Here is a 13912-nt window from a genome sequence, read left to right as displayed (position 1 = left end):
GGGTCGTCCCGGGCGCCGTACGGGGGGACCGGGCGGGGGCCCGGCAGGAGGTCCGTCGCGTCAGGCGGTCCACCGCAGCGAGTCGTCGACCATGTCGGCGAAGCCGTTGATGCCGCGCAGGTCGGCGCGGTCGGCCATGAGTCGGGCGAGGGCGCGGGAGTGGCGGGTCCTCAGGTCGGTGGGCGCGTCGACGTCGCGAGCGGCGCTGGTGGGGTTCTCCATCGTGGCCTCCTGATGCGTGGGGTGGGTGATCGGTGCACTCATCGTGGCGCCGTCGCATGGCGGGCCGGTTGAGCGCGGGTTACGGGCGCTTTTCATGCGGTGTGACCCCGGACACGCGTAGGTTGCGGCCCGTGAGCGACACCGCATCCCCCCGAGCGGACGTGCGCGAGGACCGCGAGGCCATCGCCCGGCTGAAGTACCGCTACCTGCGCACCTTGGACACCAAGCAGTGGGACGAGTTCGAGTCCTGCTTCCTGCCGGACGTCACCGGCGACTACAACGGCCTGCTCTTCGAGGACCGCGCCGCGCTCGTGGAGTACATGCGCTCCAACCTCGGCGAGGGGATGATCACCCTCCATCAGGCGCACCACCCCGAGATCGACGTCGAGGGCGACACCGCCGTCGGTCGCTGGTACCTCCAGGACAAGGTGATCGTCGAGGCGTTCCGCTTCATGCTCGAGGGCGCGGCGATCTACGAGGATCGCTACGTGCGCACCGACGAGGGCTGGCGCATCGCCCACACCGGCTACCGCCGCACGTACGAGGCCACCATGAGCCTCGACGACGTGCCGAGCTTCAAGGTCAGCGCCGCGGGCTCCCACACTCACGTCTGACGTCTGACGTCTGACGCCTGACCGCTCCCGGGCTCACGGCGGTCGCGGCACTCGGACCTCCACCGTCGGACGCCCGGGGCGACACAGCTCGCCGTGACCCCGGGTCGGGCCGAGGGTCAGGCGAGCGGTGAGCTCCGTCGCGGACCGGTCCGAGAAGGCGCCGGAGGCGACCACCAGGAGCACCAGCCCCTCCCGGTGACCCCGGAGGACCTCGAGGACGGACGTCTCGTCGGGCGCCGGCTCGTCGGCGACCACGACGACGTCCGGCCCGGCCGCGCCCGCGCGCGTCGCGCGGTCGGCCAGGTGCGCGGTGAGCTGGCGTGCGCCGTCGGCGGGGTCGTCGTGGTCCCAGGGCAGCAGCATCGAGGGCGGGACCCCGGCCCGGAGGTGCTCCGCCGAGCGCAGGAGCACGATCCGCGCGTGGTCGGGTCCGCGCTCGACCTGGCGGCGCAGGGCGATCGCCAGGGCGGTCGAGCGTCCCGAGCCCGCCGGGCCCCGGATCTCCAGGTCGCTCGGTGCGGGAGCGGTGCGGAGCCAGCCGGCGAGATCGAGGGCCGCGGTGCGATGACGCCGGCCGAGCGCCGCGGCGACGTCCGACTCCCCGGGCATCACGGCGACGAGGACCTCGTGGCCCTCCTCGTCGAGCCCGTGCCCGGGGCGGTCGCGCCGCAGGGAGGAGGCACGCCGCCGGTCGACCAGCGACTCGGTCGGATCGGCCAGCCGCAGCTCGAGCGCCGCGCCGAGGAGATCGCGCACGGCCGGTCGCAGGTCGGTCCAGCGGCGTGCGCCCACGGCCACGCGGACGTCGTCGCTGGCTCCGCCGTCGATCACCGACAGCAGGGCGTCCGCGGCCCGGGGGTGGTCACGGACCCGGGCCCAGCCGTCGACGAGCACCAGCGCACGGCGTCCCGGCTCCCGATCGTCGAGGGAGGCCAGCGCGGCCGGCACCTCCTCGGCCCGAGTGGCCCGGCCGATCACGTGCGGGAGGGCCGTGAGCGGGGCGAGGCCGCCGTCGTCGAGGTCGAGCAGGACCAGCGCGACGTCGGCCGGGTCCGCCGGCAGGGCCGCCGACCACGCCAAGGCTCGCAGCGCGGTGCTCACGCCGGAGCCCCGGGCGCCGACGACCAGAGGATGCCCGTGCAGGACCAGCGGCTCGTGACCGCGACCGCGCGGCCGCTCCCGCGCCCCCACGAGCAGATGCGGAGCCATCGCTCGATCGGCCGGAAGGAGCGACCTCAGGTCCAGCGGCGCGCTCAGCGGCGGCACCCACACCGGTGGGGTCGGTGACACGGCTCCTCGCAGACCGGTGAGCGTGGACTCCCAGGCGCTCGGATCCTTGCGGATCGTGCGCGCCTGGGACGATGCGCCCGACGCCGGGACGTCGACCTCCACCGATGCCCGCGTCGCGACCACCCGAGGGGCCGACACCGCGGGCGCTCGGAAGGGAAGCAGGCTCGTGCCCACGCGCAGCAGGCCGTGGCCCGGCTCCTGCGGCAGGTCGGCGGCGTCCGGCACCCCGATGGCGGCTCGGGACTCCGCTGCGGAGAACGTCCGCAGCGCGATCCGGTAGGAGACGTGCGCCTCCAGGCCGCCGAGCCGGCCCTCGTCCCAGCGCTGGCTGGCGAGCAGCAGGTGCACCCCGAGGGATCGCCCCACCCGACCCAGCGCCACCAGCACCGGGACGACGTCGGGCCGGGCGGTCACCAGCTCGCTGAGCTCGTCGATGACGACGATCAGCCGGGGCGGCGGCGGTCCCGCACGCTCGGTGACGTGGGCGTCCCAGGAGGCCAGGCCGGGCAGGCGTCCGGCGTCGTGGAGCCGCTGCTGCCGTTCGGCGACCTCGGCGCCGAGCGCCTCGGCGAGCCGGTCGACGACGGTGAGGTCGTCCCCGAGGTTGGTGGCCAGCCCGGCCACGTGCGGGACGCCCTCGAGACCGGCGAAGGTCGCACCGCCCTTGAAGTCGATCAGCGCGAGCGCGAGCCGATCGGGCGGGTGCCGGCCGAGCAGCCCGAGGACGAGGGTGCGCAGCAGCTCGGACTTGCCCGAGCCGGTGGCGCCCACGAGCAGGCCGTGCGGCCCGCTCCCGCCCTCGGCCGCCTCGGCGAGGTCGAGGTGCACCGGGCGTCCGTCGGGTCCGACGCCCAGCACGACGCGCAGCGACGGGTCGCCCGGGGCGGGGGCGAGGAGGTCGAGCGGATCGCCCGCCGTGGGCGTCGTCCGGCCTGCGAGCCGGCGCGCGATCGCCTCCGCCTCGGTGCGGGTGAGCATCGGATGCCGCGAGGATCCGCGCGGCTCCCCGGACGCCGAGGCGCGGGACGGCGGCCGCTGGATGCGCAGCACCGCTGCTCCGGCGAGGTCGGCGGGGGCGGACTCGACGCCCATGCCCGGGTCGAGGACGACCAGGCGGTGCGGTGCCGCTCCAGCTGCTGCGTGGGGGAGCCAGTGCACCCAGGCCCACTCGTCGCGGTGCTCGGCGCCCGCGATCACCTCGATGTGCAGCTCGTCGGCGTCGTTCCTCCGGGCGGCGTCGCAGACGACGGCCCGCGCGCGGTCGGGAGCGTGCTCGTCGTCGAGGTCGAGGTGAGGAGCCTCGGCGAGGTCGACCGACCCCGGTGCGGCGCGCAGGAGGGTCAGGCGGGCCTCGAGGCGTCGCAGCGCGCGGGCGCACACGAGGTCGGCGCGCGCGGGGATCGGCGGGATCGGTGGGATCGGCGCTCGCGGGCGCCCTGGCTGGCCCGCGACGACGGCCGGCAGCCGACCCGCGAGCGGTGCGCCGACGATCGTGCTCCACGCCTGCTCGAGGACCGCGCGGTAGTCCTCGCGCAGGTCGCTCACCCGCCGGGCGCGCGCGGCGACCTGGCGCCGAGCGGTGACGCCGGCGACCGCGGCCGCCAGGAGCAGGAGCGCGCCCAGGCCCAGCAGCATCCGCCCGCCGCCTCGACCCGCGAGCAGGGACACCGAGCCGAGCCCGGCCAGCATCGGGAGCGCGCCGAGCAGCACGGTGGCCATCGGCTCGCGCTCGACGGCTGGCGGCGGTGCGGGGATCTCCGGCGGATCGATCACGCGGCGCCTCCTGAGTGGGCGGGGTCGGGGACGAGTGAGCTGGTGCGAGGGCCACCGTGCGCTGTGCCTGACCACCCGCGGAAGAGGCGGCGCGGGATCCGTGGATGACGGTGCCTCCGGGCCCCTTGTGCACGGTTCGCGGCCTCCGGGGATGCCGTCGCGGGGCGCGAGGCACGGGCTGGGGATGAGCGGATGCGGAGGTCGGCGGAGAGGCGCACAGTGACGGCCCCGGGCCGTCTCCGGCCCGCCGTCGCGAGAGGAGCACCCCATGGCCATCCCGTCCGTCCCGTCCCCCGTCCCCGGTGCGCCGCCGGGAGCCGCGCCCGAGCTGCTCGCCCAGTCCGGAGCGCTCGTCCGCGGCGCCGCGCTGGTGGAGTCCGCCCAGCAGGAGCTCGCCGCGATCGGCCGCACCCTCCACGGTGACGCCGCCGCCCTCCAGGGCCAGTGGTCCGGCCAGGGCGGCGCGGCGTTCGCCTCGCTCGCGCTGGCCTGGCAGGAGCGCCAGGGTCGGGTCGTTGCGGTGCTCGGCGACCTCGCCTCCAGCCTGCGCGCCACCGAGGCGGCCCTCGACGACGCCGACGTCCGCCAGGCGCAGACCCTCGGCGCCCTGCAGGCCGCGCTCGGATCGATGGCGACGTCGTGAGCGCCGATCTCCACGTCCGCCACGCGGGCGTCGACGCCGGCGCGGCCGACCTCGCGCGCGGGGTGCGGGCCCTCGAGGAGCGCCTCTCGCGGCTGGAGTCCGAGCTGGCGCCGCTGCGCGCGGGCTGGGCCGGTGAGGCACGGGAGGCCTACGACGACGCCAAGCGCCGCTGGGACCTCGCCATCGAGGACCTCCGCCAGCTGCTCGCCCGCACCAGCGTGGCGGTCGCCGCGGCAGGCGCCGACTACGCGGCAGCGGACCGACGAGGCGCCGGCCTGTTCCGATGAGCCATCCCGACGGCGAGGCAGGGCGCCTGCGCGTGACGGTGACCGCCGCGGGACGCCGGGTCGACGTCAGCCTGGCCTCCGACGTGCCGGTGGCCGGCCTCGCCGTCGAGCTCTCCGAGGCCCTCGGCCTCGTCCCGCCCGACGCGCCCGCTCCCGCGCGGGTCCCGCGTCTCGTGCCGGCGGTCGGACCGCCGCTCACCGCCGACGCGACGCTGGCCGAGGCGGGCGTGCGCAGCGGTGCCCTCCTCGCGTTGCTGCCCGCGGACGATCCGGGGGTCCGTCCGCCGCCCCTCGATCCCGCCGAGCGCGTGGCCCGGCTGGTCGACGACGCACGAGGCTCCCCGACGGCCGAGGAGGCGACGCTCCTCTGCGGGGCCCTGGCGGCCCTGGCCGGCGTGGCCGCGCTCGCGTCGACGCTGACCGTCGTCCGGCCGACCCCCGCGGCGCTCGCCCTGGTGGCTGCGGCGCTCACGGCGCTGGGAGCCGGATGCCTCCTGCCGGTGGTGGCATCCACGCGGGGCGAGGCGCGTCATGGCCCGCGCGCGGTCCTCGGCGGCCTCGTGCTCGGAGGGGCCGCAGCAGTGCTCGCCCTCGCGGTCGCGGCGGGGCTGGGTGCCTCGCCGGTCCTGTCCGCCGTCGCGCTGGCCGCGGCCGGCGTGCTCGCGAGCGCTGCCGAGCCCGGCCTCGCCGCTCGACTGCGGGCGCGGCTCCTGCCCGACGACCTCGCGCAGCCGGGGAGCGACGTCCTCGACGTCGACGACGAGATCGATCGGCTCGAGTCGAGCCTGCTCTCGCTGCTCGTCGCGCAGTCCGTGACGTCGGTGCTCGCGGGGGCGCTGCTCGGCGAGGTCGGCTCGGTCGGGCTGCTGACGGCGGTGGCCGCCTCGTGCGTGCACGGCTCCCGGGTGCCTCGCTGGCACGGCCGGGCGCTGCTCGCGGCGCAGGCGGCGCCCGCGGTGCTCGGGCTCGTGGCGGCGCTCGTCGCGGCCGCGGTGGCCGGGGCCGACGGACGCGCGGGCGCGCCGCTCCCGCTGGTCGTCCTCGCCGTCGCCCTCCTGGCCGCGGGTGCGGCCTCCACCTGCGCCCTCACGCGCTTCTGGCGACTCAGGCTCGCGCGAGCAGCCGGCGTCGTCGGCGGCGTGCTGCTCGGTCCGCTGCTCGCGGCCTGCGGACTGCTCGTCCTCGCGCGGCCGGAGTGGGGGCGATGAGCACCGCCTGGGAGGAGATCGAGGCGCGTCGCCACGAGCGACGCCGCCTGCTCGCCGCCGTGCGCGGCGGACCCGGCCGCGAGGGCTGGGCGCCGGTGGTCGTCGGGCTCGTCCTCGCCCTCGTCGTCACCGCCGCCGCGCTGCTCGTGCGCCGCGACGACGCGTCGTGGCACAGGCTCGTGACCGGCCTCGAGCTCGGCTCGACCCAGGGAGGTTCAGCCCAGGGAGGTTCAGCCCAGAGCCGCGAGCCGGGCGTCGACCGCCCCGACGGCCAGGGCGTGGTCGAGGGCGAGCGCCGCGCAGCCCACGAGGCCCGCGCGCTCGCCGTGCACCGACGGCAGGATCCGCAGGTCGCGCGTCGCGAGCTCGCCGGCCGCGGGATAGAGCGTCTCCTTCAGTCCACCGGCCAGCACGTCGAAGGCGCCGGCGAGGTCCCCGCCCAGCACGATCGCCTCGGGGTTGAGGAGGTTGACGGCCACCGCCAGCACCGAGCCGAGCTCGACGCCGGCCTGGCGGATCAGGGCGCGCGCCTCGCGGTCGCCGTGGCGGGCGAGGTCGACGAGCTCACGGACGTGGCGCAGCGGGTTCGCGTCCGGCTGGCCCTCGGACAGGTCCGCGTGCTCGGCCAGCAGGGCCCAGCCTCCGGCGAGGGTCTCCAGGCATCCGCGCGCGCCGCAGCGGCACAGGCGGTCGCCGGCGTTGGGCACCCGGCAGTGGCCCAGCTCCCCGGCCGCGCCGCGGTGACCGCGCGCGATCCGCCCGTCGACCACGAGTCCGATGCCCAGGCCGGTCGAGGCCTTGACGACCAGGGCGTCGCGCAGCTCCGGGCGTCCGAGCAGCTCGGCGTGCGCGAGCGCGTCGGCGTCGTTGCCGAGCCAGACCGGAGCCGGTCCGAGCGGCTCGAGGTAGGGCAGCAGCGGGACGCCGTCCCAGCCGGGGATCACCGGCGAGCCGATGCTCGCGACGGCCTCCTCGTCGACGCTGCCCGGCAGCGAGACGCCGATGCCGAGCACGGGACGGTCCGGGGCGTGCTCGGCCAGCAGCCGGGCGGCCAGCTCGACCGCGCGCGGCATCAGCCCGGCGGCATCGACGCCGATCTCGTGCTCCTGCGCGAGCGCGCCGAGCTCACGGCCGAGGAGGTCGTGGACGCCGACCTGGTGGCGTGAGCGGCCGATGGCCAGCGCGACCACGACGCCGGCGTCGTCGGCGATGCGCAGCGACTCCGAGGGCCGTCCGCCGGTCGTGGTCACCAGCGGACCGCCCGTCAGGAGGCCCGCGCCGATCAGCGCGTCGAGACGGGAGGCCACGGCGGTGCGGGAGAGGCCGGTGGCCAGACCGAGGGCCGGGCGGGTGACCGCGCGCCCGTGCCGCACGAGCTGGAACAGCGCGCCCGCCGTGGTGCCGAGGGCGGTCGGGGGCAGAGCGCGGGTGCGCTCGGCCTCGCGGGGCTCCTCGACGGCGGGATCGGTCACGGGAGCACCTTAGCCACCGACTTATGTCTTAAAAAAACAGAAAGGTGCTTGTATCGATCCAAAGAGAGTGCGACCGTGGTCTCCATGAGCGATCTGCCGCCCGCCGCCGAGCTCCCTGCGCACGCCGACTTCGTCGTGTTCGGGGCCACCGGCGACCTCGCCCTGCGCAAGCTGCTGCCCGCGCTCTTCCACCGCGACCGCGAGGGCCAGCTGCCCGACGGCTTCCGCATCGTCGGCGTCTCGCGCACCGACGCCGACGACGACGCCTTCCGCGCGATCGTCGCCGAGGCGCTGGCCGAGCACGTGCCCGCTGCGGAGCTCGACACCGCCACCGTCCAGCGGCTGCTGGGCCGCCTGCGTCACCTCGAGCTCGACGCGCTCGACCCCGAGGACTGGCACCGTCTTGCGGGCCTGCTCAAGGAGGAGGCGCCGGCCGGACCGGAGGAGACGGTCCGCGTCTTCTACCTGGCCGTCGCGCCGTCGCTGTTCGGCCCGATCTGTCGCAACCTCGAGCGCGCCGACCTCGTCAGCCCGCTCTCGCGCGTGGTGATGGAGAAGCCGATCGGCCAGAGCCTGGAGTCCTCCCGAGCGATCAACGACGCGGTGGGCGAGGTCTTCACCGAGTCGCAGATCTTCCGCATCGACCACTACCTCGGCAAGGAGAGCGTGCAGAACCTCCTGGTCACGCGCTTCGCCAACACCCTGCTCGAGCCGCTGTGGTCCTCGCGGTGGATCGACCACGTCGAGATCACCGTGGCGGAGTCGCTCGGGGTCGGCGACCGCGGCGGCTACTACGACCAGGCCGGCGCCCTGCGCGACATGGTGCAGAACCACCTCCTTCAGCTGCTGTGCCTCGTCGCGATGGAGCCGCCGACCTACGTCGGCCGCGAGAACGTCCGCGACGAGAAGCTCAAGGTGCTCCAGGCCCTGCGTCCGCTGGCCGCCGACGACGTCGCCCGCGACGTCGTGCGGGGCCAGTACGTCGGCAGCGGCCAGGGCGACCCCGACTACGTCGCCGAGGTCGCCGACCACGCCAGCACCACCGAGACCTTCGTGGCCATCCGCGCGGAGATCTCCAACTGGCGCTGGGCCGGCGTGCCGTTCTACCTGCGCACCGGCAAGCGGCTCTCCGAGCGGGCCTCGCAGATCGTCGTGCAGTTCAAGCAGCCCCCGCACGCGATGTTCCCTGGCGCGGAGGGCGTCACGCAGGCCAACCGCCTGCACATCCTGGTGCAGCCCGAGGAGGGCATGCGCCTGCACCTGACGGCCAAGGAGCCCGGCCCGGGCGGCATCCGCCTCAAGCCGGTCTCGCTCGACCTCAGCTACGCCTCGGCGTTCGGCCGACGCACGCCGGAGGCCTACGAGCGGCTGCTCATGGACGTCGTCCGCGGCAACCCGACGCTCTTCATGCGCCGCGACGAGGTCGAGGCCGCCTGGACGTGGGTCGAGCCGATCCTCGACGCCTGGCAGGCCGCCGACGCGGCCGGCGAGCGTCCCCTCCCGTACCCGGCCGGCAGCACCGGCCCCGATGCCGCCGACGCCCTCCTGGGCCGCGACGGCCGATCCTGGCAGGAGCTCGACTGATGACCACGCCCGTGCACCCCACCGTCGCGGCGGTCACCGACCGCATCCGCGAGCGCAGCGCGGCCAGCCGCGCCGAGTACCTCGCCCGCGTCGAGGCGGCCTCCACCTCCGCGCCCGCTCGTCACCGCCTGGCCTGCGCGAACCTCGCGCACGGCTTCGCCGCCGAGGAGGCCTCGGCCAAGCTCGCGCTGCGCGGCCGGGTGAAGCCGAACGTCGCGATCGTCACGAGCTACAACGACATGCTCTCCGCGCACCAGCCGTTCGAGACCTACCCGCGCGAGCTCAAGCGCGCCGTCTCCCGCGCCGGCGGCATCGCGCAGGTCGCCGGCGGCGTCCCGGCCATGTGCGATGGCATCACCCAGGGTCGCGCGGGCATGCAGCTCTCGCTGTACTCCCGCGACGTCATCGCGATGGCCACCGCGATCGCGCTCTCCCACGACATGTTCGACGGCGGGCTGATGCTCGGCGTCTGCGACAAGATCGTGCCGGGCCTGCTCATGGGCGCGCTCTCCTTCGGCCACCTGCCGGCGGTGTTCGTGCCGGCCGGGCCGATGACCTCGGGCCTGCCGAACTCCGAGAAGGCCGCCGTCCGGCAGCGCTTCGCCGAGGGACGCGCCAGCCGCGAGGAGCTGCTCGAGGCCGAGGCGGCGTCGTACCACTCCGCAGGCACCTGCACCTTCTACGGCACCGCGAACTCCAACCAGCTGCTGATGGAGGTGCTCGGCCTCCACCTGCCGGGCGCGTCGTTCGTCAACCCCGGCACCCCGCTGCGCGAGGCGCTGACCCGCGCAGCCGGTGAGCGGGCCGTGGCGATCACCCGTCAGGGCGGCGAGCCGACGCCGATCGCGCGCATCGTCGACGAGAAGGCCATCGTCAACGCCTGCGTGGCGCTGCTGGCCAGCGGCGGCTCCACCAACCACACGCTGCACCTCCCGGCGATCGCCGCGGCCGCGGGCATCGTCCTCACCTGGGACGACCTCGCCGACCTCTCCGAGGTCGTGCCGCTGATCAGCCGCATGTACCCCAACGGCACCGCCGACGTGAACCACTTCCACGCCGCCGGCGGGATGGCGTTCTTCGTCCACACCCTGCTCCGCGCGGGCCTGCTGCACGACGACGTCACCACCGTCATGGGCCGCGGCCTGCACCACTACACCCGCGAGCCCGTGCTGCGCGGCGGCGACCTCAGCTGGGAGGAGGGGCCCAAGGCCTCCCTCGACCACGACGTCCTCCGCCCCGCCGACCAGCCGTTCTCCGCCCAGGGCGGCCTGCGGGTGCTCCACGGTCCGCTGGGCACCGGCGTCATCAAGGTCTCGGCGGTCAAGCCCGAGCACCGTCAGGTCACCGCGCCGGCGCTGGTCTTCGACGACCAGGACGACTTCCTGGCTGCCTTCGCCGCCGGCGAGCTCGACGGCCGCGACCTCGTCGCCGTCATCCGCTACCAGGGCCCGGCCGCCAACGGCATGCCCGAGCTCCACAAGCTCACCCCGGCGCTCGGCGTGCTCCAGGACCGCGGCCAGAAGGTCGCGATCGTCACCGACGGCCGCATGTCGGGGGCGTCGGGCAAGGTGCCGGCGGTCATCCACGTGACGCCGGAGGCCGCGCTGGGCGGTCCGCTCGCGCGGGTCGTCGACGGCGACGTCGTCACGGTCGACGCCGAGGCCGGCGTCCTGACCCTCGACGCCTCGCTGGCCGGCCGCACGACCACCGGACGCGCCGCCTCGAGCGCGGAGTGGACCGGCACGGGACGCGAGCTGTTCGCCGCGTTCCGCCGCTCGGTCGGCGCCGCCGACGCCGGCGCGTCGATCTTCGGCGTCGGGCTGCCGGCCTCGCCCGCCTCCGCCCCTGACCACGACCACGACCTCGCCGCCGAGCGCACCCTGGAGGAGTCCGGTGTCCGTGTCTGACCTCGCCCCCGTCCTGCAGGGCTCCGTGCTCGACCTGGTGTCGGTGGTGCCGGTCGTCGTCGTCGACGACGTCGCCTCCGCCGTGCCGCTGGCCCGAGCCCTGGCCGACGGCGGCATCCCCGTCGTCGAGCTGACGCTGCGCACCCCCGCCGCCCTCGACGCGATCCGCGCGATCGCCGCCGAGGCGCCCGACGTCGTCATCGGCGCGGGCACCGTCACCACCCCGGCGCAGGCCGACGCCGCGGTCGCCGCCGGCGCGCGGTTCCTCGTCTCGCCCGGTGCGACGCCGTCGCTGCTGGCCCACCTCGCGGGCCTGGCCGAGGGCGGCGTCCCGTCCCTGCCCGGCACCGCGACGGTCTCCGAGGTGCTCGCCGCTCGCGAGGCCGGGTTCACCGAGGTGAAGTTCTTCCCGGCCGAGGCCTCGGGCGGCGCCGCCTACCTCGGGGCCGTCGGCTCGGTGCTCCCCGACGTCCGGTTCTGCCCCACCGGCGGCATCACCGCGACCTCGGCACCGGCCTACCTCGGGCTCTCCAACGTCGCGTGCGTCGGCGGCTCGTGGCTGACGCCGAAGGACGCCGTCGCCGCGGGCGACTGGGCGCGCATCACCGCGCTCGCCGCCGCCACGGCCGCCCTGCGCGGCTGACTCACGCCTCCGGACGCCACACCACCTCGCCCAGCCGGTCGGTCGGCCACAGCAGCACGACCGGCCGGCGACGCAGGTGCCGCGGCGACTCCTGAGGTCCGCCCAGCCAGGCCCGCACCGCCTCGGCCGGGTCGCGCCACGCCTGCTCCGGCGCGTCGTCGGGCACCGAGCGCGCCATGACGTCGACGCGTCGTCCGGTGAACCGCGGCGGGTCGTCGGGATGGCGACCCAGCGCGCTCGGACCGAGGTCGAGCCGGTTGCGCGCCAGACCGTGCACGGACCGCAGGCCGCGGGTGTCGTAGAAGAGCCACACGTCGACGTCCTTCACGCCGGTGACGCCGTCGAGCAGGTGCGCCGCCGCGCCCTGCGCCAGGCACCCGGCCACCAGTCGTCCCGCGAGCTCGGGACGCGACGCCGTCCGCCGGGCGTGACCCTCCTCGACCATCGCCGCGATCCGTGTCAGCTCGGCTCGTCCGATCGGCGCCAGGGACCGGGGCGAGACCTCCACGCGCTCATCCTGCCGTGCCGGCCGGACGCCGGGGACGACGAACGACGAACGACGAACGGCGCCGCGGCCGTAGCCGCGACGCCGTCCTGTGGCGGAGGTAGGGGGATTCGAACCCCCGAGGGCTGTTAACCCAACCCGCTTTCCAAGCGAGCGCCATAGGCCACTAGGCGATACCTCCGCCGAGGAGGGTACCGGTGGCGCCGGGTGCCGCGAAATCGCAGGCCGGAGCAGGGGCGCACCGGGGCCGGCGGCCGCGGGGGAGCGGCTCGGCTTGGTCGTCGCGACGCCCGCCACCTAGACTCCCGGCAACCCCCCGTGTGGCGACATCCCACCGAACTCCCCCAGGGCCGGAAGGCAGCAAGGGTAGGCAGGCTCTGTCGGGTGCACGGGGGGCCTTCGCGTCTGCGGGGTCCGAGGAGGGCCGAGCGCGACGGGTCCGCGTGCCGTTGTCGGTGGCCGTGGTTAGGGTTCTGGCGTGGAGTCACCGCTGGCGCTGTACCGCCGCTACCGACCCGAGACCTTCCGCGAGGTCATCGGGCAGGAGCACGTGACCGATCCGCTGCGTGCCGTCCTCGCCAACAACCGCGTCAACCACGCCTACCTCTTCTCCGGCCCGCGCGGCTGCGGCAAGACCACCAGCGCCCGCATCCTGGCCCGCGCGCTCAACTGCGAGCGTGCGCCGATCGCCGACCCGTGCGGCGAGTGCGAGTCCTGCCGCGACCTCGCCCGCGGCGGCCCGGGCTCCATCGACGTCATCGAGATCGACGCCGCCTCCCACGGTGGCGTCGACGACGCCCGCGACCTGCGCGAGAAGGCGTTCTTCGCACCGGTGCGCAGCCGCTACAAGGTCTACATCATCGACGAGGCCCACATGGTCACCACGCAGGGCTTCAACGCCCTGCTCAAGCTCGTCGAGGAGCCCCCGCCCCACCTGCGCTTCATCTTCGCCACCACCGAGCCCGACAAGGTGCTGCCGACGATCCGCTCGCGCACCCACCACTACCCCTTCCGGCTCATCCCGCCGCGACTGCTCTCGGCCTACCTCTCCGAGCTGTGCGAGCAGGAGGGCGTGGCCATCGAGCCCGCCGCGCTGCCGCTGGTCGTGCGCGCCGGCGCCGGGTCGGCCCGCGACACCCTCTCGGTGCTCGACCAGCTGCTCGGCGGCGCCGGACCCGAGGGCGTCACCCACGCCCTCACCACCGGCCTGCTGGGCTACACCCCCGACTCCCTGCTCGACGAGGTCGTCGACGCCTTCGCCGCCGCCGATGGCCGCTCGGTGTTCGGCGTCGTCGACAAGGTCATCGAGACCGGGCAGGACCCCCGCCGCTTCACCGAGGACCTCCTCCGCCGCCTGCGCGACCTCGTCATCGTCGCCGCGGTGCCCGACGCCCCGGCCACCGGCCTCATCGACGTCTCCGAGGACCAGGGCGAGCGACTCGTCGCCCAGGCCGCGCGCTTCGGCGCCAGCGAGCTCACCCGCGCCGCCGACCTCGTCGCGGCCGGCCTCACCGAGATGCGTGGCGCCACCGCGCCGCGGCTGCTGCTGGAGCTCATCTGCGCCCGCATCCTCCTGCCCGGCGCCGACCACACCTCCGAGGGCCTGATGGCGCGTCTCGACCGCGTCGAGAAGCGGCTCTCGGTCTCCGGGGTGCCGTCCGCCGCGGCGGCCGCCCCCGCTCCGTCCGCCGCTGCGCCGGTCGCGCCGGCCCCCGCGCCGGTCGCGCCCGCTGCCCAGGCGCCGCCCGCGGTCCCGGTGCAGGA

The 13912-nt window shown here is 75.7% G+C and carries 12 protein-coding genes, 1 tRNA gene and 1 other RNA gene; 9 read left to right on the top strand and 5 right to left on the bottom strand.

The window, feature by feature from the left end; translation table 11 throughout:
• Positions 1–60: 60 nt before the first annotated feature.
• The gene (locus ACZDWJ_RS14905; RefSeq protein ID WP_463522028.1) at positions 61–222 is read right to left on the bottom strand and encodes a hypothetical protein; all 162 of its coding nucleotides are present in this window, start codon (positions 220–222) and stop codon (positions 61–63) included.
• Between the two features lie 131 nt (positions 223–353).
• Between ACZDWJ_RS14905 and ACZDWJ_RS14900 the strand changes: the two genes are divergently transcribed.
• Positions 354–836, top strand: a complete 483-nt coding sequence (locus ACZDWJ_RS14900) for a nuclear transport factor 2 family protein (RefSeq protein ID WP_463522026.1) — start codon at positions 354–356, stop codon at positions 834–836.
• 33 nt (positions 837–869) lie between these two features.
• Here the strand turns inward: ACZDWJ_RS14900 and ACZDWJ_RS14895 are convergent, their stop codons facing one another.
• Positions 870–3899, bottom strand: a complete 3030-nt coding sequence (locus ACZDWJ_RS14895; protein ID WP_463522024.1) for an FtsK/SpoIIIE domain-containing protein — start codon at positions 3897–3899, stop codon at positions 870–872.
• A gap of 268 nt (positions 3900–4167) precedes the next feature.
• Here ACZDWJ_RS14895 and ACZDWJ_RS14890 point away from each other — a divergent pair, with 268 nt between their 5' ends.
• Genes ACZDWJ_RS14890 through ACZDWJ_RS14880 form a run of 3 tightly spaced genes read left to right on the top strand, consistent with a single transcriptional unit; the run spans position 4168 to position 6037 of the window.
• Positions 4168–4542: a WXG100 family type VII secretion target gene (locus ACZDWJ_RS14890; protein WP_463522022.1), complete on the top strand. Its 375-nt coding sequence runs from the start codon at positions 4168–4170 to the stop codon at positions 4540–4542.
• Positions 4539–4829 carry a WXG100 family type VII secretion target gene (locus ACZDWJ_RS14885; RefSeq protein WP_463522020.1) on the top strand — a complete coding sequence of 97 codons (291 nt, stop codon included), beginning with the start codon at positions 4539–4541 and terminating at the stop codon, positions 4827–4829. The genes ACZDWJ_RS14890 and ACZDWJ_RS14885 overlap by 4 nt, the downstream gene beginning before the upstream one ends.
• Positions 4826–6037: an EsaB/YukD family protein gene (locus ACZDWJ_RS14880; protein ID WP_463522018.1), complete on the top strand. Its 1212-nt coding sequence runs from the start codon at positions 4826–4828 to the stop codon at positions 6035–6037. The genes ACZDWJ_RS14885 and ACZDWJ_RS14880 overlap by 4 nt, the downstream gene beginning before the upstream one ends.
• A 230-nt stretch (positions 6038–6267) precedes the next feature.
• On the opposite strand, the gene ACZDWJ_RS14875 is transcribed toward ACZDWJ_RS14880, so the two are convergent.
• A complete protein-coding gene (locus tag ACZDWJ_RS14875; protein WP_463522016.1) occupies positions 6268–7509 on the bottom strand; it encodes an ROK family transcriptional regulator in 1242 nt (413 codons plus the stop codon).
• Between the two features lie 84 nt (positions 7510–7593).
• Between ACZDWJ_RS14875 and zwf the strand changes: the two genes are divergently transcribed.
• The 3 genes from zwf to eda are packed head-to-tail and all read left to right on the top strand — an operon-like array spanning position 7594 to position 11643.
• On the top strand, positions 7594–9093 hold the full coding sequence (zwf, locus tag ACZDWJ_RS14870) for a glucose-6-phosphate dehydrogenase (protein ID WP_463522014.1): 1500 nt from the start codon (positions 7594–7596) through the stop codon (positions 9091–9093).
• Positions 9093–11000, top strand: a complete 1908-nt coding sequence (edd, locus tag ACZDWJ_RS14865) for a phosphogluconate dehydratase (RefSeq protein WP_463522012.1) — start codon at positions 9093–9095, stop codon at positions 10998–11000. Before zwf ends, edd begins: the two co-directional genes overlap by 1 nt.
• The gene (gene eda, locus ACZDWJ_RS14860; protein ID WP_463522010.1) at positions 10993–11643 is read left to right on the top strand and encodes a bifunctional 4-hydroxy-2-oxoglutarate aldolase/2-dehydro-3-deoxy-phosphogluconate aldolase; all 651 of its coding nucleotides are present in this window, start codon (positions 10993–10995) and stop codon (positions 11641–11643) included. The genes edd and eda overlap by 8 nt, the downstream gene beginning before the upstream one ends.
• Before the next feature lies 1 nt (position 11644).
• Here eda and ACZDWJ_RS14855 read toward each other — a convergent pair whose 3' ends face one another.
• Both ACZDWJ_RS14855 and ACZDWJ_RS14850 read right to left on the bottom strand, forming a co-directional pair.
• Positions 11645–12151 (bottom strand): hypothetical protein, encoded by a 507-nt coding sequence (locus ACZDWJ_RS14855; protein WP_463522008.1) that lies wholly within the window; start codon positions 12149–12151, stop codon positions 11645–11647.
• Between the two features lie 89 nt (positions 12152–12240).
• A tRNA-Ser gene (locus ACZDWJ_RS14850) sits at positions 12241–12329 on the bottom strand.
• A 129-nt stretch (positions 12330–12458) separates the two neighbouring features.
• On the opposite strand from ACZDWJ_RS14850, the gene ffs reads away from it, so the two are divergent.
• Together ffs and ACZDWJ_RS14840 are read left to right on the top strand one after the other, a co-directional pair.
• Positions 12459–12549: signal recognition particle sRNA small type (gene ffs, locus ACZDWJ_RS14845), an RNA gene on the top strand.
• 77 nt (positions 12550–12626) lie between these two features.
• On the top strand, positions 12627–13912 hold a 1286-nt coding region (locus tag ACZDWJ_RS14840; RefSeq protein WP_463522006.1), incomplete at its 3' end, for a DNA polymerase III subunit gamma and tau.

Source organism: Nocardioides sp. B129/18 (assembly GCF_055282735.1).
Note: the sequence above shows the minus strand (reverse complement) of the source record. Positions and strands in the feature narration are given on the sequence as shown.

Excerpts from the sequence above, each read along its gene's own strand:
- ACZDWJ_RS14880 (WP_463522018.1), top strand. The coding sequence starts at position 4,826 with ATGAGCCATCCCGACGGCGAGGCAGGGCGCCTGCGCGTGACGGTGACC.
- ACZDWJ_RS14890 (WP_463522022.1), top strand. The coding sequence starts at position 4,168 with ATGGCCATCCCGTCCGTCCCGTCCCCCGTCCCCGGTGCGCCGCCGGGA.
- ACZDWJ_RS14905 (WP_463522028.1), bottom strand. The coding sequence starts at position 222 with ATGGAGAACCCCACCAGCGCCGCTCGCGACGTCGACGCGCCCACCGAC.
- zwf (WP_463522014.1), top strand. The coding sequence starts at position 7,594 with ATGAGCGATCTGCCGCCCGCCGCCGAGCTCCCTGCGCACGCCGACTTC.
- edd (WP_463522012.1), top strand. The coding sequence starts at position 9,093 with ATGACCACGCCCGTGCACCCCACCGTCGCGGCGGTCACCGACCGCATC.